The sequence below is a fragment of the Enterococcus sp. 3H8_DIV0648 genome (assembly GCF_002140655.1).
GTDB lineage: Bacteria > Bacillota > Bacilli > Lactobacillales > Enterococcaceae > Enterococcus_A > Enterococcus_A hulanensis.
In genome coordinates this window covers 1,224,297-1,242,147 of record NZ_NGLG01000001.1, presented here as the reverse complement: position 1 = coordinate 1,242,147, position 17,851 = coordinate 1,224,297, and the positions used below count along the sequence as shown (strand labels likewise).

The following is a 17,851-nucleotide window of genomic DNA, read 5'->3' as shown; positions in this document are numbered from 1 at the left end:
ATGTCAGTTGAAAGTAGTCAAAGACCTGCAGTAGGACCTGTAACTCAATTACTAGAGAAGAAACAACGGCAGCGTCAATTTCATCATTATCCAGATTATTTCTATGCAGGCTTCTGGATTCGTCTTTTTGCTTACCTGTTAGATTTGTTCTGTATCTCGGCAATTACGAGAATCGTTCTAGGATTACCTGCAAATTTACTCAATGTAGAAAAGAGTTCAGAATTATTCAGCCTTTATGGATTTTTAACACTTTTGATTTATTTAGCATATTTTATTTTGCTGACAAAAATGAACCACGGCCAAACAATTGGCAAGATGGTTTTTGGAATCAGGGTCGTTTGTTTTACTGAAGAGGAATTAAGCTGGCAAACAGTTTTGGTTCGTGAAGGTGCTTGTCGTTTTATTCTACGAGGATCGTTTTTTATGTTAGGCTATCTTGTAACTATTTTTACGCCAAATAAACAACACATCGGAGATTATTTTTCAGAAACAAGTGTTGTGACGTTAAACTTATTAGCAGCTAGAGAGGGTTTTATGCAAGAATGAATCCAATTGAATTTCCAAACAATGATCACTATTATTTAACACTTGCGGAAGACGCTTTTTCTGCAGGAAATTATTCGCAGGCATTAGAGAATTATAAACAAGCTTATCAGGAAAATCCTTCGCCTAAACTAAACCGTTTAATTACCAGTTTAGCTCTAGAGCAAGGGGAGTTTTCTGCTGCTTTAGAATACGCAGAAGAAGAATCAGAGAGCTACCTTGAAACACCGGAAACGATCGATTTATTTATACAGATTCAACTGTATTCTCAAAAGTTTTTCGCTGCTCGTGAATTTCTGTGGCGGGCACAAAAGGCTAAATTCTTAACAGAAGAGCAAAAAAATTTTTGGTCAATGCGTATTGACGATCAAGAGGCCTTTTATCAACGGCAACAGCAAGCGGTAATCAAACAGATTGAAGCCGAATTAAAGCAGCTGCCCTCAATGAAAGCGATGGAGCAGCTAGTGATGGTTCGAAAAATTAAGCAGTTGCCTGAAGAACAGTTACAATCGTTAGCTGAAAAATTTATGCTGGATCCTCAGATAGCGCCATTAGTTCGCAGCTATTTATTTGAAAGCTTGGCGCGTGTTGGAGTTACCGAAAAGGTTCGCTATTTAACTATTCAAGATGAAATCGCAGAGCTGTCTCCAGCGAATTCCGGATTTGATGATTCCTTACAAAATAGTATCGAAGCTCGATTAGATGAATATTTGGGCGATGATAATCCAGTTTTATTATCAAGTTTACTGGAACAGATGAAGGTAGAAATGGCATTTTTATATCCGCTGCAGAGTTCTTTCATGAACCCTGAGGCTTGGGTTGCTAGTTATTTGTCCGAGTATTCCGAGTGGAGAGAACCGCTTGATGGAGGGATTGAAGCAATCCGTGGGAAAATAAAACAACTGCTGTTCGATTATCATTAAAAAATGCCGAGAGTAAAAGCTTTATATTTACAATTCACAATCAGTAGTGTAATATTTAATGGTATGCAAAATGCAAGTATATTAGTATTCGGAGGGAACAAACGTGACTGCAAATTTTGAAAAAACAGGCACCAATGATGGTGTGTTAACATTCTCAATTGAACAAACTGAGATCCAAAAAGGATTAACAAATGCATTCAACAAAGTGAAAAAAAATCTTAATGTACCTGGCTTCCGTAAGGGAAAAGTATCTCGCCAAGTATTTAACCGGATGTACGGTGAAGAAGCTTTGTACGAAGATGCTTTGAATGATGTATTACCAACAGCTTATGAAGCTGCTGTAAAAGAAGCAGGCATTGATCCAGTCTCTCAACCAAAAATTGACGTAGACAGCATGGAAAAAGGCGAAGCTTGGGTCATCAAAGCCGAAGTTACTGTGAAACCTGAAGTTAAATTAGGGGATTACAAAGAATTAGAAGTTCCAAAACAAGATGTTGAAGTTTCAGACGAAGATGTAAATGCACGTTTGAAATCAGAACAAGAATCTCAAGCAGAATTAGTAATCAAAGAAGATGAAGCTGCTGAAAATGGAGATACTACAGTAATCGATTTTGAAGGTTTCGTTGGAGATGAAGCATTTGAAGGCGGAAAAGGCGAAAACTATTCTCTTGAATTAGGTTCTGGTTCATTCATTCCTGGCTTTGAAGAACAATTAGTTGGTCACAAAGCAGGAGAAAACTTAGATGTAACGGTTACTTTCCCAGAAGATTATCAAGCTGAAGATTTAGCTGGTAAAGAAGCTATCTTTAAAGTAACGATTCATGAAGTGAAAGCGAAAGAATTGCCTGAATTAGATGATGATTTTGCTAAAGATGTTGATGAAGAAGTGGAATCTTTAGATGAATTAAAAGCAAAATATCGTGATGAACTAACTAAACAAAAAGAAGAAGCTGCGAAAGAAGCAAAAGACGAAGCTGCAATCAAGCAAGCTGTTGAAAATGCTGAAATCGTTGAACTTCCACACGTAATGGTACACGATGAAGTTCATCGTTCAATGGATGAGTTCTTAAACAACATGCAACGTCAAGGAATCTCTCCAGAAATGTACTATCAATTAACTGGCTCTACTGAAGAAGATCTTCATACACAATTTGAAGGTGAAGCAGAAGGCCGAGTTAAAACAAACTTAGTGATGGAAGCTATTGTTGAAGCAGAAAAAATCGAAGCTTCTGAAGAAGATATCGCTAAAGAAATCAAAGATTTGGCTGAAATGTACCAAATGCCAGAAGACCAAATCCGTCGCGTATTAACAGAAGATATGTTAGAACATGACATCAAAATGAAAAAAGCAGTTGAACTAGTAACTGGAACAGCTGTAGAAAAATAATTCTATTACTAAAAATTAAATGAGCAAATTGCTTTATTTAGGGATGTGGCGTAATTTTACGCCACATTTTTTTACTTTTAACCTTTGAATGATTTAGAAATGACCACGATTAAAAAAGTTTAAAAAATTAGTTTTCACTTTTTTTATAGATGTTTATAACGAATACCTTCAAAATAGCTCTTAAATTTGGTAATATTGAATTATTAATGAAATGAGGTTATTTCTCGTTTTAAATTATAAAAAGTAATTTGTGCTTAAATTCACTAAGGAGGAGAAAATGAAGAAAAAAATTTTAGGTTTATGTTTTTTATCAGTTTTATGCTTGAGCTTTGTATCACCAGCTTTTGCTGAAGTGAGTCAAGTAGTACCTAATGAACAAACGGTTGAAAGTTCTTCGACAGTTGATTCAACTGAAGCCGCTTCACAACCAACAATAGAATCAACTGAAAGTAGCGCAGCGGAACAAACAACAGAGAGTACGGATGCAGACGAAGCAATTGTACCAGAGACACAGATCGAAACGGCTGAAGGTACGATGTCTTTACCTAGAGGACGTTCAGATCTGTATCCAACGATTCAATTGTTCGCATCATTACCTTCTGTATCTGCGACGAATGCTAATACACCAAGCAAGAGTTTTATTGATATTTCCTCTCATAACGGAAATATCTCTGTTGCGAACTTCCAAAAAATGAAAAGTTACGGCGTTACAGGGGTAGTTGTCAAGTTAACAGAAGCAACGAGTTATATAAATCCTTATGCTCAATCACAGATCAACAATGCCATGGCAGCAGGGATGAAGGTTTCTGCATACCACTATAGCTGGTTTACAAGTGATGCTCAGGCTGTTGCAGAAGCAAATTATTTTGCTGCGGCTGCTAAGAAATTCGGTTTGAGCAGCGGTGCAGTTATGGTAAACGATATCGAGGAACCTCAAATTCTTGGTAAAGGGAACCATACGAATAACTCCAGAGCTTTTGAAAATCGCTTGAAGGCCTTGGGTTACGGAAATGTACGCCATTATATTGGATTGAACTGGCTGACTACTGGTCGGATAAATGCTGCAACTATCGGTAATAAAAATATCTGGGTGGCTGCATATCCATATAATCTTTCAACGACGAATTTCTATACTCAATATGGTGCTTGGCAATGGTCTTCGCAATTTTCATTCCCTGGAATTAGCGGAAACTTTGATATCAATGCGGATTATACGTCTACTTTTAGTAATCCAGCAACAACACCTCCAGCAAATAGTATACAAATGTATCGACTGTACAATCCAAATAGCGGCGAACATTTCTATACACAAAATGTTGCTGAAAAAAATAATTTAGTTTCTAAGGGTTGGAGATATGAAGGAATCGGCTGGAATGGACCAACATCAGGTAATCCAGTTTATCGGCTGTATAATCCAAATGCCGGAGATCATCATTACACGCTGCACGCTTATGAGAAGGATAATCTGATTAAAAAGGGCTGGCGTTATGAAGGGATTTCTTGGTATTCTGGCGGTTCAAATGCTTTGCATCGATTATATAATCCGAATGCAAAAGCAGGTTCCCATCACTATACATTAAATACCAATGAAAAAAATAATTTAGTGAAGCATGGCTGGAAATACGAAGGCTTGGCTTGGTATGCAAAATAGACAAAAAGTTCTCGATTTTTCGAGAACTTTTTTCTTTAGATTTCCTTTTTATTTGGCTTCGGTTTCTTTGTCTTTTTTATGCTTTATGTTATTATAGATAAAGACTGCAATCGTGGAAACACTTGTAGAGAAAGAAGCAAGAGGTGACAGCCATGTATGAAAGCACAGGCGCAGGTGAAACAGTCCGCTGTTCATTTTGCGGAAAGACCCAAGAAGAAGTAAAAAAAGTTGTTGCGGGTCCAGGAGTTTACATTTGTAATGAGTGTATCGACCTTTGTAAAGAGATTATAGATGAAGAATTCCATGAAGAAGCTATTCGTGAATTTATTGATGTGCCAAAACCCAAAGAACTATTGGATGTTTTAGATCAATATGTTATTGGACAAGATCGGGCGAAAAGAGCGTTATCGGTTGCAGTGTATAATCACTATAAACGAGTGAATACTGAAAATGATGGGCTTGACGATGTTGAGTTGCAAAAAAGCAATATTTGTTTGATTGGACCAACAGGTTCTGGTAAAACATTCTTAGCTCAAACATTGGCAAGAACACTGAATGTACCGTTTGCCATCGCTGATGCGACGAGTCTAACTGAGGCCGGTTATGTCGGTGAAGATGTTGAAAATATTCTATTGAAGCTTTTACAGTCTGCCGATTACAATGTTGAACGCGCAGAAAAAGGAATTATCTATATCGACGAAATAGACAAAATCACCCGTAAGAGTGAGAATGTTTCGATCACTCGTGATGTTTCAGGTGAAGGTGTCCAGCAAGCATTGCTTAAAATTCTTGAAGGAACTGTTGCTAGTGTTCCACCTCAAGGAGGACGCAAGCATCCGCATCAAGAATTCATCCAGATCGACACAACGAATATTCTATTTATTGTCGGTGGAGCATTCGATGGAATTGAAACAATCGTTAAAAATCGTTTAGGCGAAAAAACGATTGGTTTTGGTAAAAACAATAAAAAAATCGATGAAGATGCAAGTATTATGCAGCAGATCATCCCAGAGGATTTATTGAAATTTGGTTTGATTCCTGAATTTATTGGGCGTTTACCAGTAACGACTGCATTAGAGAAGTTGACTACGGAAGATTTGGTACGGATTTTGACTGAACCAAAAAATGCGTTAGTTAAGCAATATCAAAAATTACTTTCTTATGATGATACTGATTTAGCATTTGATGCCGACGCCTTGAATGCGATTGCCGACAAAGCGATTGCTCGCAATACAGGGGCTCGCGGATTACGTTCAATTATTGAAGATGTTATGATGGATGTCATGTTCGACATTCCTTCTGACGAATCAATCGAAAAGGTAATCGTGACAAAAGATTCTGTTGAAGGATCTGGAAAACCGATCATCGAGTACCATAACAATAAGAAAAAAGCAGGTTAGCAAGTGAGGGTTCACAAAGTAATTTGTGAACCCTTTTTGAAAGGCGTGAAAGAATGAAAGTGCATAATGCAGAGATCGTGATTAGTGCGGTCTCACCGAAACAATATCCTGAAACGGATTTGCCTGAGATTGCTTTGGCTGGACGTTCGAATGTTGGTAAATCTTCTTTTATCAATACATTGATTGACCGGAAAAATTTAGCTCGAACTTCAGGGAAACCCGGCAAGACACAAACCTTGAATTTCTATTTGATCGAAAATGCCTTGCATTTTGTTGATGTACCAGGCTATGGATATGCGAAGGTTTCTAAAACAGAACGGGCGAAATGGGGAGAGATGATCGAAACCTACATTACGTCTCGCAAACAATTGCGTGCGGTCGTATCGTTAGTCGATGCACGTCATGATCCAAGTAAAGAAGATATTCAAATGTATGAATTTTTAAAGTATTATGGTATTCCTGTGATTGTTGTTGCCACTAAGGCAGATAAGATTCCTCGCGGAAAATGGAATAAGCATACGAGTGCTATCAAAAAGAAATTGGATTTCGATCCGAATGACACCTTCATTCTTTTCTCTTCTCAGACAAAAAAAGGAAAAGAAGAAGCATGGCAGGCAATTGAAGCGGCAATCGAAAAGGATCAGGCTTAAGCCTGATCCTTTTTTTTATCATTTTGTTCAGTTTTTGGTTTTAAGAACTTCTGGATGTCTTCGTCTTTTTGTACCTTTTTGTCTGGATCTACGACAAACGATTCGAATAATTTATCTAAATCATCGGTTTTTTCAAATTTCAAGCCCATTTGAACACCTCCATTTTTAGTTTTAACACAATTTATTATAGTATACAATTTTTTCAAACTTCGTAGTCAATTTCATAGGGTTTTTTAAATCTTTAAGATATAATTATAATAGAGCAATGAGAAAGGGGAAGGCAATGGGAAATAATCAGAAGATTTACAGTGTCAGCCAGCTTTACGATTTAAAGCAAGCCGATATCCAAATGAAGACCAGAGATTGGTTAGTCATGAGTCGTCTATTGCTGGAACCAGAGAAAATGTTGATTAATGGGAAAGAGCAGTCTTTTGATCCTGGTCACTTACAACAGGTGATTGATGAGTTTGGTACGAAGGAAGATTGTTGGCTTCAGTTGAAGAATCAAGAAGAGGAAATGACGATTCATATATTAGGAGAAACGCTGTTCGAAAAAGCTATTCTAAAAGAGAAAAATTTCTATTATTGGGAAAACGTCTATTTGGATTATTTGAAGGCTCGGTTGATTGAACATGGTTTTTTTGCGTACATTCGTTCTTACGAGGAATATTTGTATCATAATACCAGCGAATTAGCTAAGCGAAGAACCTTCGAAACAGCAGAGGAGACCAATGCTTTACCGAAAATGAAAGGGCTTAATGGTGATGTCGTTGTCGATTGCAATGCTTTTCCTGGCTATGATGTTTTTTATAAGGGAGTTTGTTTGACTGCTTGCTGGTGGTTATTCTTGGGAGCTCCTTACAAAAAGCTTTTTGCTAAGCAGTTGTTGCTAGAGGTTCAACAAGTAGAAGAGGTTGCTGAGCTGGGTGCGGGTGTGTTTTTTGAGTTATATAAGGATCCTTTTCAATGGAAAGAAGAGGCGAATCTGCGGTTTCAACAGCTATTTCGTGATCAATTAGGAATATCTCAGTTATCTTATACGAATGGTGTGGGATTGCTGAAGCAGCCGTATATTGAATTTGCTTTTGAGGATACAGTGATTCAAACAGTTCAATATCAAAATGATCAATTTCAACCAACGGAAAAAAGTGAAGCCTCTTACTTTGTGACTCGTACCTATAATTTTTTAACGAATCAATATCGAGTCAATCGGATGAAGGGCGGATTGAATGCGTTAGCTTATTTTCCTTGGATCGATGATGAGAGTGAACGGATGATGAATTACCATATTTTGTATCCAGAGCTGACTTTGGATAAGGGCTTGGCCGCTTTTGAATATTATATTCGGGATTCGATCGAGTTTGAGATTCAGGATATGCGCTACAAGGATTATACGGCTGTTTTACAACTGTTTATTCCTAAAAAGGCCTTCTTGGATTTTCCTTTGGAAGAATTGAAGTCGGCATTAAAGGATATGACGATTCATCAGGTGAGTCGTAAAAATGATTCGCTTACGTTTTCCTTGGAGAAAGAAGCCAAGCACTTGATCGTTTCGTTTATAGATCAAAAGAAGGTGTCGGCTAAAAATCAATTGGATATACTTGAAATTTAAGAGGGGCTGAATTTTACAGGTGCTGTAGTTGAGCAATATCAGAGCTTTAGAAACTCGGGTAGTGTATACTCTGTCTCTTATACACATCTAGATGTGGAATTTTACAGGTGCTGTAGTTGAGCAATATCAGAGCTTTAGAAACTCGGGTAGTGTATACTATGTGAAAATTAGTTCTTTAATTTAAAAAAGGAGAGGTTTGCTATGGATCAAAGATATATCAAGATTATGGGTAGTTGTTTACTGATCGTTGGAATAATTTTTGCGTTGCCGCTTGCATCATTAGAAATTCCTTTGTCAATTGCAGTTTTCTTTATTGGTATGATCCTATTTGCGGTCAAACCTAAACCTCAACCAGTCCGCGTTCATAGAAAAGATCGCTGGATGTAATAAAAAATCCACTCTCGCAAATTAGAGAGTGGATTTTTTATTTTGTTATTGTGCTACCGGCTTTTTAACTAAACCGTAGATAACGCCTGAAACGATCGCACCGATGGCGATGAATAAAAGGTAAAGCAATGGATGGCTCAACAGCAGAACAACAAAGATTCCGCCGTGAGGAGCAAGCAATTTGATCCCTACAGCACCAACTAAACCGCCAGCTAAAGCTGAACCAACGACGAAACTTGGGATCACACGGATAGGGTCGGCTGCGGCAAAAGGAATTGCGCCCTCTGTTACAAAGGAAAGCCCCATGACGATGTTCGTCAAACCAGCGTCAACTTGGCTCTTTTCAAATTTGTTTTTGAACAAACGAGTAGCAACGAAAATAGCTAATGGAGGAACCATTCCGCCGGCCATAACAGCTGCCATCACGATTGAGCCGCCTTGAGCAACAGTTGAAGCTAAAGTGGCAGTTCCGAATACATATGCAGCTTTGTTAATAGGACCGCCTAAGTCGATCGCCATCATTCCGCCAAGTAAAGCACCCAATAAGATAGCGTTTGAGCCGCTTAGTCCAGTTAAGAAACCATTTAAGCCGTCATTGATTGCTTTCATGGGAACATTGACTAATAGCATCAAGAAGCCGGTAATCATTAAGCCGAAGAATGGGTAGAAAAGAATTGCCTTGATTCCTTCAAGTGATTTAGGCAAGTTTTTAAACAATTTCTTCAAGAAGATGATGACATAACCAGCTAGGAAACCGCCAATTAATGCACCTAGGAATCCAGCACCACCGGCGTTAGCTAAAGCACCAGCAGCAAAACCTGCGATCAAACCAGGACGGTCAGCGATACTTGATGCGATAAATCCAGCAAGGACAGGAAGCATGAAGCCAAATGCAGCACCGCCGATTTGGTTGAACCAGCTGGCAGCTTGATTGTAATTACCTAGATTCGCAAGTTCTGATTGAGGCACACCCATAAATTGGTCGATCATGAAGGATAATGCAATCATGATCCCGCCGCCGATAACGAATGGCAGCATATGAGAAACGCCGTTCATTAAATCTTTATAGATCTGTTGACCTACAGTTCCGTTATCACTTTTTTCTTCATCAGCAGAAGTATCTTCTCCGCTTCCGTGATACACAGGGGCTTTGCCGCTCAACGCTAAGTTGATTAATTCTTCTGGTTTGCGAATCCCATCGCTGACAGGTCGGTTAACTAATTCTCTTCCATTGAAACGATTCATTTCAACTTTTTTATCTGCGGCTATGATAACTCCGTCGGCACGAGCAATCTCTTCATCTGTCAGACGATGTTTGATTCCTTCAGAGCCGTTTGTTTCAACTTTGATATCCACGCCCATTTCCTTCGCCTTTTTCTTCAAAGCGTCTTCGGCCATGTATGTATGGGCGATACCAGTAGGGCAGGCTGTTACGGCAACAACGTAGCGGCGATTCGTGTCTTTGATTTTTTCTTCTGCATCTGCTTGGGCTTCAGCTTTTTCTTCTGCAGCTTTTGCTTTTTCAGCAGCATCAAAGGTTGCCTGAACTTGATCCGGAGTTTCCGCAGCCTTTAGTTTTGCTACAAAATCAGGGTTAATCAAAAGTCTGGATAGTGCAGCCAAGGCTTGAAGGTGAGTATCATTGGCACCTTCTGGAGCAGCGATCATAAAGAATAGGTAAGTAGGCTGACCATCTAGTGATTCATAATCTACACCATTTTTACTTTTAGCGAATAAAACGGTTGCTTCTTTTACGGCGCTGTTTTTCGCATGAGGCATAGCGATGCCGTCGCCTAGACCAGTAGACGTTTGCGCTTCACGGTTTAAAATGCCTTCTTTATATACAGCGATATCTGAAATCCGGTCGGCATCATACATTTTTTGAACCATTTCATCGATTGCTGCTTTTTTAGTTGTCGCTTGCAAATCCATGATCATGGCATCTTTGATCAATAAGTCGTTAATATCCATCATAATTCCTCCAAATTTTAATTTGATACATATTTTTACAGAAGGGAAGATCCAAATTAGTTTACTTTTGTGATCTGTACTTCTGGTAATAATTCTTGAATAAACTCTGCGGTAGCTAAATCATCGGAAAAAGTAGTGGCACTGCCGCAAGCGACGCCCCATTTGAATGCTTCAACAGGGTCTTGTGTTTTAGTGAAGTTGCCGACAAAACCAGCAATCATTGAGTCGCCTGCGCCGACAGAATTCTTAACAGGGCGTTTTAGAACATTTGAACGGTAAATCCCATCTTTGGTAAAAAGTAATGCACCGTCGCCAGCCATAGAAACCAGAGCATGTTGAGCACCTTCATCTAATAAACGTTGACCAAAAGGATAAATATCTTCTACTGAGTGGAATGTTGTTTGATATAGATCTGCTAATTCATGATTATTTGGTTTCACTAATAAAGGACTCTTTTCTAAAGCATCCATCAAATCAGCACCAGTGGTATCAATGACAAAAGCAGCACCTTGAGCTTTAATGATTTCAATTAATTCTTGATAAAAGCCGGTTGGTATGCTGGCTGGTTTGCTGCCTGATAACACCACGATGTCGTCAGCAGTTAAATGAGCCAACACTTTTTTTAATTCATTCATTTTATCCGCTGAAACGACCGGGCCCTGTCCATTGATCTCAGTTTCTTCATTGGCCTTTAACTTGATATTGATTCGTGTATCGTCAGCTACTGGTGTAAAGTTTGTCTTTATAGTCTCACGTTCCAGCCATTCTTTAATAAAGTTTCCGGTAAAACCACCAAGGAAACCTAAGGCTGTGGATTCATTATTGATTCGTTTTAAGATTCGTGAAACGTTAATGCCTTTTCCGCCGGGTAATTTCAAATCGCTTTTCATTCGATTGACATCGCCAATCGCAAGTTGATCGACGTGAACAATATAGTCGATCGATGGGTTTAGTGTCACTGTATAAATCATACAGAAACCTCCTTCAAGGTAGTTTGCTCTGTGATTTGATCGTGAATAACCAAAGGACAGGTATCTGTGAGGATTGAAGCTGCTGATAGCGGCGCGACACTGACAAAGCTGGTTTGGTTAAACTTACTGTGATCAACAAGAACAAAAGCTTCTTCTGCTTGCTGGATCGCTGCTCTTTTCAAAATCGCTTCTTCAGGGTCGGGAGTAGAGTAGCCGCTGTCGAGATGCACACCATTCATACCCATAAAGGCTTTATTGAAACGATATTGCTTTAATTGTTCTAACGCCTGTGAGCCGACAACTGCGTCAGTAGTAAGTTTTATGCGGCCGCCCAAGACGATCGTAGCGATCTGCGCTTCAACTAAGTGAGCGGCAAGACCAACGGAATTCGTTACAACCGTAACTGCACGATCTTTCAGAAAGGGAATCATTTCAGAAGTCGTTGTACCGGCGTCCAGATAGATTACGTCACCCTCAGTGATGCAGTCTGCTGCGTACTTGGCAACTAATTTCTTCTGTTGAACGTTTTTGGCTGATTTTTCAATCATGCCCAGTTCTTGCTCTAAATGTTGCGGACGTTTCGCACCGCCATGGATGCGTTCTAACATTCCCATATCTTCCAATTCCTGTAAATCTCTGCGAACTGTCGACTCTGAGGAATGTAACCATTGGATTAAATCCTGTGATTTTACTAATCCATCACGTTCTAGCCAGTCAATTATTTTTCTATGTCGTTCTTCTGTAAGCATTTTCAATCCTCCTTCAATTGAAATACTACCACAATTGTTTTTCCAATTCAACCACAAACAGTCATAAACGTTCAAAAACATTTAAAAATTATTTTTCGGGTCGTCTTATTATGAAAGAACTCTCATTTTAGGTATGATGGATATAGAGGTGAAGGTTATGAGAAAACAAACAATTTTACAGGGATTTGAATGGTATCTTTCTGCAGACGGCAACCACTGGAAAACGTTAGCCGAAAAAGCGGAAGAGCTGCATCATTTGGGATTGAACGCAATTTGGATGCCGCCAGCATATAAAGGGTCAGAGGGAGCCAATGATGTTGGTTACGGAACTTACGATCTTTATGATCTGGGTGAGTTCGATCAAAAAGGCAGCATTGCTACGAAGTACGGAACAAAGGAAGAATATTTAAGCAGTATCGCTGCATTGAAGAAGGCAGGATTAAAGATTTATGCGGATATCGTTTTCGATCATTTTATGGGAGCGGATGAAACAGAAGTGGTTTCTGCAGTTTCTTATCACTTTGATGATCGAACCAAGCCAAGTTCAGGTGAAGAGGAAATCGAAGCGTGGACAAAATTTACTTTTCCCGGCCGAAAAGGAAAATATAATGACTATCAATGGACCTGGAAGAATTTTTCTGGCGTTGATTATGATGCACGTGAAAAAGATCATGCGATTTTTAATTTTGCCGATAAAGGCTGGGAGCCGAAAGTCGATGATGAGAATGGGAACTTTGACTACTTGATGGGCTGCAACCTGGATATGGAAAATCCTGAAACGGTTGAACAATTAGACAAATGGGGTAAATGGTATCAAGAGTTGACCGGTGTTGACGGCTATCGGTTGGATGCTGTAAAGCATATTCGATTTGATTTGTTCGTTGATTGGATTTTACATCGACGCGAAGAAAAAGCTGAAGAGCTTTTTGTCGTCGGCGAGTATTGGTCTGACGAATTAGAGAAGCTGCAAGAATATTTAGATTCGTCTGGCAACTTGATTTCACTTTTCGATGTACCGCTGCACTTTAATCTATTTCAAGCAGCTTCGACTATGGGAGCATTCGACATGCGGCAAATCTTTGCCGGTACGTTGATTGAAACACGACCTGACTGGGCCGTAACATTTGTCGACAACCACGATACCCAGCATGGGCAAAGCTTAGAATCGTGGGTTGAAGGCTGGTTCAAATTACACGCCTATAGCCTGATCTTGTTGAGAAACGAAGGAACCCCGGTTGTTTTCTGGGGTGATCTTTATGGAACTGAAAATGCCGAGGCAGTTGGAGAAGGACTGAATGCCTTGATTAAATTACGTGAAACCCTAAACTTCGGTAATCAAGCAGATTATTTTGATGATCCAGATGTGATTGGTTGGACATTGACAGGCGATTTTGACGATGCTGAATCTGGTGCGGCGATTATCATGACTAACGCAAAAGGCGGGCAAAAGGAAATGACCGTCAGTGCGATTCACGAAGGAGCAACGTTTGTCGACTTGTTAGGAAATAATGAGGCAAAAGTTGTTTTAGATGAAAACGGTCAAGGAATATTTCCGGTCAACGATGGACAGGTATCTGTTTATGTAAATGAAAAATTAGCAGAAAAAATACGAGGTTGAGCATAGCTCAGCCTCGTATTGCTTTGTCTTGTATTTTGGCGATCGCTGCGTCGGAACGCTCGCGAATCTGTTTGGTGATTTTTTGCGTGTAGCCTTCATCTGTCAGAATCATTAACAGATCTCCAACCTTCATGACGGTATCGCCATGGGTCAATATTTCTGCCGAGCCTCGTCGAATCGAAATCAATAGCATTTCCTTCGGCCAGTTAAAGTCTCTTACCATCGTGCCATCCAATGTACTTTCGGCAGTAACAGGGAATTCAATGATCGTCTTATTTCCAGTAATACTGGGCAGATGTCCATTAAGCAGACGTTCAAGTAATGACTCATAAATTGGATTTCCGCCTAATAGATCATTGATGATATAAGCTGTTAAGGAACAAACAGCCAGCGGCATTAAATGAGTGATGTTGCCGACCATTTCAGTTACTAAAATAATCGCAGTCAACGGGGCTTTACCGATAGCGGTAAAGTAGCCAGCCATCGCAAAGATTGCAAAGTCACGGATCAACATCGAATCTAAACCAAACCATTGGTGCAAAATAGTTCCATAAATCCCGCCGATCAAAGCCCCCAAAGTTAGAATCGGCAAAAAAATCCCTCCCGGAAGATTTGCCCCATAAGAAACCATTGAAAAAATGAAGCGTAGGAAAAATAAAAAAATCAGCACGGTTAAGGGAAACACATTTTCACCAATGGCTAAAACGATTTGATTTCCTCCGCCCAAGTAAAGCGGGAAAAAGAAAGCGATAGGAATAATTAATAGAAATGGAATAATCCCATAAAGATAGTCTGGTAAATGGGTCTTTTTATAGATTTGCGGCAGCGCTAAAAGGACCACTTGATAAACATACCCGAGAACCCCTAAAATAACTCCCAGCAGAATCAATAAACCATAATATTTCAATGGCAGCGAAGGAACATTCGCAATGAATAAAACTGGCTTTAAACCGAAAAAGTTCAATGACACTAAATTTGCGGTTAAGGCTGCCGTCAGTGAAGTAAGCCAAATTAAAGGCGAAAAATGATGATGCACTTCCTCTATCACAAAAAGCAAACCAGCGATTGGGGCATTAAAAGCCGCGCCTAATCCAGCTGCCGCACCGCTGGAAATAAAAATTTTTTTTTCCGAAGTAGAGGCATGTGTGTACTCACCGAAGCCTTGTCCCACCATTGCGCCTAACTGGATGGAAGGACCTTCTCGGCCGAGAAATAGACCAGAGCCGACTGATAATACTCCGCCGACAAATTTTTTCCAAAGAATGGAAAACCAATTGAGCTTGATCTCGCCTTGCAAGGTTCCTTCAACCTGCGGGATTCCGCTGCCCTTGATATTTGGCTCTGATTTCATCAAGGCTCCAACGATATTGGCAAATGCCAGCATCACTAAAGCCCAAGGGATTAACCATAAAGGATTGTCGTGGAACCATTGGTAAAGAGTAACGATGTGTTCCATCATTTTTTCGATCAGCAGTCGAAAAAGGCTGACGATAACGCCGGCGATCGCTCCGATCAGGACACCCTTTAAAATAAAAATGACTTTGGTACTATCTAAACGTTTAATTTCATGTTCGTTCTTCATGTTTTCCCTCCATACCCTTATTAAACTTAGCGCGAATTTATAAGAAAAACAAGTATCATTCAATGAATTCGTTTTTTTGAAATGTTGCTAGTGTCGCGAAACTTTCTGAGATGCTATAATAAAAAAGATTGAATAGAGAAAGGACGTTTTGCATGCCAAACAAACAGGAGTTGTTAGCAGGACTAAACCCTAAACAAAAAGAGGCGGTGCTTCATACCGAAGGACCGTTATTGATTATGGCGGGGGCAGGAAGTGGAAAGACGCGAGTTCTGACCCATCGTATTGCTTATTTAATAGAAGAAAAAAATGTGAATCCTTGGAATATCCTAGCGATCACCTTTACCAATAAAGCAGCAAGGGAAATGAAGGAACGGGTTAACAGCATTCTAGGTCAGGGCGGCGAGGATGTATGGGTTTCGACTTTTCACTCGATGTGTGTAAGAATCTTACGGCGCGATGTAGATGCGATTGGTTATGACCGGAATTTTACGATCTTGGATGGTTCAGATCAATTAACCTTAATGAAGCGAATTCTAAAAGAATTAAACATTGATCCCAAAAAATATGATCCGCGCTCGATTTTAGGAGCAATCAGCAATGCCAAAAATGAGCTTCTGACACCAGAAACCTACGCTGAACGGCAAGGTTCTTTCTTTGAGGAAATTGTGGCACGCTGCTACGATGCGTATCAAAAAGCTCTGAGAAATAATCAAAGTATGGATTTTGACGATTTAATTATGAACACGATTCGCTTGTTCGAAGAAAATGAAAAAGTTTTGACCTATTATCAAAATAAATTTCATTACCTGCATGTCGACGAATATCAAGATACCAATCATGCTCAATATACCTTAGTAAATATGCTAGCGGCACGCTTTCGCAACTTATGTGTCGTAGGAGATGCCGATCAAAGTATCTACGGCTGGCGCGGTGCGGATATGCAGAATATTTTGGATTTTGAAAAAGATTACAACGATGCAACTGTTATTTTATTAGAACAAAATTACCGCTCAACAAAAAGTATCCTAGATGCGGCCAACCAAGTTATTAAAAATAACAGTAATCGGCGTGACAAGAGCCTTTGGACGGACAATCAGGCTGGCGAACAAATCACGTATTATCGTGCCGATAGTGAACGAGATGAAGCGCAGTTTATCGTCAGCAAGATCAAAGAAGAAATTCAAAGCAATAATCGAAGCTACAATGATTTTGCAGTATTGTATCGAACCAATGCCCAATCACGGGTGATTGAAGATACGTTAGTAAAATCAAACGTTCCCTACACGATGGTTGGCGGACATAAATTCTATGATCGTAAAGAAATCAAAGATATTATCGCCTATTTGAATATCATCAATAATCCTCGAGACGGCGTCAGCTTTGAACGCGTGATTAATACTCCTAAACGCGGGATCGGCGCTGCTTCTGTTGAAAAGCTAAGAAGCTTTGCAGCGATGCATGATTGGTCGATGGTAGAAGCTGCACAGAATATTGATTTGGCTAATATTTCAGGTAAAGCGGGTCGTATGATCGGTGAATTCGGCACGATGATCACACAGTTCCAAGAAATGGTTACTTATTTGCCAGTGACTGATTTAGTTGACCAAGTATTGGAGCGGACTGGTTATTTAGATGAATTAAAAAATCAACGTACCTTAGAAGCTGAGTCGCGTTTAGAAAACTTAGAGGAGTTTCGAACTGTCACGCAAGAATTTGATAAACGTAATGAGACACAAGATGAAGAAGAAGCACCCGAAGAAAAATTAGCGGTATTCTTAAATGATCTAGCCTTAGTATCAGATTTAGATGATTATCAAGAAGAAAGTGCGCAAGTCACTTTGATGACGCTGCATGCAGCGAAAGGACTAGAATTTCCTATTGTCTTTTTAATCGGTATGGAGGAAAAAATTTTCCCGCTTTCCCGTTCTTTAATGGAAGAAGCCGAACTAGAAGAGGAACGTCGTCTTGCCTATGTCGGAATTACTCGTGCCGAAGAAAGTTTGTATTTGACCAATGCGTTTTCCCGGACCCTTTATGGAAAAACTCAATACAACCAGCCTTCCCGTTTTGTCGCTGAGATTGACGACAGTTTATTAAACGCTGTCGGTATGCAGCCTCAACCTAAAGTGAGCTACAGTAATCCGTTCCAAAGTAAAGTCATGCAGCCAAAATATCAGCATGCTACACGTGAACCTGTTACTAGCAAGACAGCATCTGGGGGAGAAAATGAAAGTTGGAACCCTGGTGATAAAGTTCAGCATAAGAAATGGGGCGTAGGGACTGTAGTAAAAGTCAGTGGTAATGCTAAAGACGTTGAATTAGATATCGCATTTCCACAGCAAGGTGTCAAAAGGCTGTTAGCTGCTTTTGCACCAATTGAAAAAATCTAAAACTTTCCATATAAAAT

At 39.7% G+C, this 17,851-nt stretch carries 15 protein-coding genes; 10 read left to right on the top strand and 5 right to left on the bottom strand.

The window, feature by feature from the left end; all coding sequences use genetic code 11:
• The 6 genes from A5875_RS05690 to yihA all read left to right on the top strand — a co-directional run bounded on the left by A5875_RS05690 (position 1) and on the right by yihA (position 6,554).
• Positions 1 to 546, top strand: coding sequence for an RDD family protein (locus A5875_RS05690; RefSeq protein ID WP_088932722.1), 546 nt, complete (start codon positions 1 to 3; stop codon positions 544 to 546).
• A complete protein-coding gene (locus tag A5875_RS05685) occupies positions 543 to 1,466 on the top strand; it encodes a hypothetical protein (RefSeq protein WP_088932721.1) in 924 nt (307 codons plus the stop codon). The genes A5875_RS05690 and A5875_RS05685 overlap by 4 nt, the downstream gene beginning before the upstream one ends.
• Positions 1,467 to 1,569: 103 nt before the next feature.
• On the top strand, positions 1,570 to 2,853 hold the full coding sequence (gene tig, locus A5875_RS05680) for a trigger factor (protein WP_088932720.1): 1,284 nt from the start codon (positions 1,570 to 1,572) through the stop codon (positions 2,851 to 2,853).
• A gap of 277 nt (positions 2,854 to 3,130) precedes the next feature.
• The gene (locus A5875_RS05675) at positions 3,131 to 4,504 is read left to right on the top strand and encodes a GH25 family lysozyme (RefSeq protein ID WP_088932719.1); all 1,374 of its coding nucleotides are present in this window, start codon (positions 3,131 to 3,133) and stop codon (positions 4,502 to 4,504) included.
• 152 nt (positions 4,505 to 4,656) lie between these two features.
• The gene (gene clpX, locus A5875_RS05670; protein ID WP_088932718.1) at positions 4,657 to 5,904 is read left to right on the top strand and encodes an ATP-dependent Clp protease ATP-binding subunit ClpX; all 1,248 of its coding nucleotides are present in this window, start codon (positions 4,657 to 4,659) and stop codon (positions 5,902 to 5,904) included.
• Positions 5,905 to 5,957: 53 nt separating this feature from the next.
• A complete protein-coding gene (gene yihA / locus A5875_RS05665) occupies positions 5,958 to 6,554 on the top strand; it encodes a ribosome biogenesis GTP-binding protein YihA/YsxC (protein ID WP_088932717.1) in 597 nt (198 codons plus the stop codon).
• On the opposite strand, the gene A5875_RS23555 is transcribed toward yihA, so the two are convergent.
• The gene (locus tag A5875_RS23555; RefSeq protein ID WP_010744997.1) at positions 6,551 to 6,703 is read right to left on the bottom strand and encodes an SPJ_0845 family protein; all 153 of its coding nucleotides are present in this window, start codon (positions 6,701 to 6,703) and stop codon (positions 6,551 to 6,553) included. The two genes, yihA and A5875_RS23555, sit on opposite strands and share 4 nt — an antisense overlap.
• Positions 6,704 to 6,837: 134 nt before the next feature.
• Here A5875_RS23555 and A5875_RS05655 point away from each other — a divergent pair, with 134 nt between their 5' ends.
• Together A5875_RS05655 and A5875_RS05650 are read left to right on the top strand one after the other, a co-directional pair.
• Positions 6,838 to 8,166 (top strand): hypothetical protein, encoded by a 1,329-nt coding sequence (locus A5875_RS05655; protein ID WP_088932716.1) that lies wholly within the window; start codon positions 6,838 to 6,840, stop codon positions 8,164 to 8,166.
• A gap of 201 nt (positions 8,167 to 8,367) precedes the next feature.
• Complete coding sequence (locus A5875_RS05650) at positions 8,368 to 8,553, top strand: hypothetical protein (protein ID WP_088932715.1); 186 nt, start codon at positions 8,368 to 8,370, stop codon at positions 8,551 to 8,553.
• Between the two features lie 45 nt (positions 8,554 to 8,598).
• Here A5875_RS05650 and A5875_RS05645 read toward each other — a convergent pair whose 3' ends face one another.
• The 3 genes from A5875_RS05645 to A5875_RS05635 are packed head-to-tail and all read right to left on the bottom strand — an operon-like array spanning position 8,599 to position 12,244.
• Entirely contained in the window at positions 8,599 to 10,524 is a 1,926-nt protein-coding gene (locus A5875_RS05645; RefSeq protein ID WP_088932714.1) for a PTS fructose transporter subunit IIABC, read from the bottom strand.
• Between the two features lie 56 nt (positions 10,525 to 10,580).
• The gene (gene pfkB, locus A5875_RS05640) at positions 10,581 to 11,495 is read right to left on the bottom strand and encodes a 1-phosphofructokinase (protein ID WP_088932713.1); all 915 of its coding nucleotides are present in this window, start codon (positions 11,493 to 11,495) and stop codon (positions 10,581 to 10,583) included.
• On the bottom strand, positions 11,492 to 12,244 hold the full coding sequence (locus tag A5875_RS05635) for a DeoR/GlpR family DNA-binding transcription regulator (protein ID WP_088932712.1): 753 nt from the start codon (positions 12,242 to 12,244) through the stop codon (positions 11,492 to 11,494). The genes pfkB and A5875_RS05635 overlap by 4 nt, the downstream gene beginning before the upstream one ends.
• Before the next feature lie 157 nt (positions 12,245 to 12,401).
• Here A5875_RS05635 and A5875_RS05630 point away from each other — a divergent pair, with 157 nt between their 5' ends.
• Positions 12,402 to 13,862 carry an alpha-amylase gene (locus tag A5875_RS05630; RefSeq protein ID WP_088932711.1) on the top strand — a complete coding sequence of 487 codons (1,461 nt, stop codon included), beginning with the start codon at positions 12,402 to 12,404 and terminating at the stop codon, positions 13,860 to 13,862.
• 7 nt (positions 13,863 to 13,869) lie between these two features.
• Here the strand turns inward: A5875_RS05630 and A5875_RS05625 are convergent, their stop codons facing one another.
• Positions 13,870 to 15,444, bottom strand: coding sequence for a ClC family H(+)/Cl(-) exchange transporter (locus A5875_RS05625; protein WP_088932710.1), 1,575 nt, complete (start codon positions 15,442 to 15,444; stop codon positions 13,870 to 13,872).
• 152 nt (positions 15,445 to 15,596) lie between these two features.
• Here A5875_RS05625 and pcrA point away from each other — a divergent pair, with 152 nt between their 5' ends.
• Complete coding sequence (gene pcrA / locus A5875_RS05620) at positions 15,597 to 17,834, top strand: DNA helicase PcrA (RefSeq protein ID WP_088932709.1); 2,238 nt, start codon at positions 15,597 to 15,599, stop codon at positions 17,832 to 17,834.
• Positions 17,835 to 17,851 lie beyond the last annotated feature (17 nt).

Bases quoted from the DNA above. Each gene is read 5' to 3' on its own strand.
- A5875_RS05635 (WP_088932712.1), bottom strand. From the start codon at position 12,244: ATGCTTACAGAAGAACGACATAGAAAAATAATTGACTGGCTAGAACGT.
- A5875_RS05650 (WP_088932715.1), top strand. From the start codon at position 8,368: ATGGATCAAAGATATATCAAGATTATGGGTAGTTGTTTACTGATCGTT.
- A5875_RS05675 (WP_088932719.1), top strand. From the start codon at position 3,131: ATGAAGAAAAAAATTTTAGGTTTATGTTTTTTATCAGTTTTATGCTTG.
- clpX (WP_088932718.1), top strand. From the start codon at position 4,657: ATGTATGAAAGCACAGGCGCAGGTGAAACAGTCCGCTGTTCATTTTGC.
- pfkB (WP_088932713.1), bottom strand. From the start codon at position 11,495: ATGATTTATACAGTGACACTAAACCCATCGATCGACTATATTGTTCAC.
- A5875_RS05625 (WP_088932710.1), bottom strand. From the start codon at position 15,444: ATGAAGAACGAACATGAAATTAAACGTTTAGATAGTACCAAAGTCATT.
- A5875_RS05685 (WP_088932721.1), top strand. From the start codon at position 543: ATGAATCCAATTGAATTTCCAAACAATGATCACTATTATTTAACACTT.
- A5875_RS05690 (WP_088932722.1), top strand. From the start codon at position 1: ATGTCAGTTGAAAGTAGTCAAAGACCTGCAGTAGGACCTGTAACTCAA.
- A5875_RS05645 (WP_088932714.1), bottom strand. From the start codon at position 10,524: ATGGATATTAACGACTTATTGATCAAAGATGCCATGATCATGGATTTG.
- yihA (WP_088932717.1), top strand. From the start codon at position 5,958: ATGAAAGTGCATAATGCAGAGATCGTGATTAGTGCGGTCTCACCGAAA.
- A5875_RS05630 (WP_088932711.1), top strand. From the start codon at position 12,402: ATGAGAAAACAAACAATTTTACAGGGATTTGAATGGTATCTTTCTGCA.
- A5875_RS05655 (WP_088932716.1), top strand. From the start codon at position 6,838: ATGGGAAATAATCAGAAGATTTACAGTGTCAGCCAGCTTTACGATTTA.
- A5875_RS23555 (WP_010744997.1), bottom strand. From the start codon at position 6,703: ATGGGCTTGAAATTTGAAAAAACCGATGATTTAGATAAATTATTCGAA.
- pcrA (WP_088932709.1), top strand. From the start codon at position 15,597: ATGCCAAACAAACAGGAGTTGTTAGCAGGACTAAACCCTAAACAAAAA.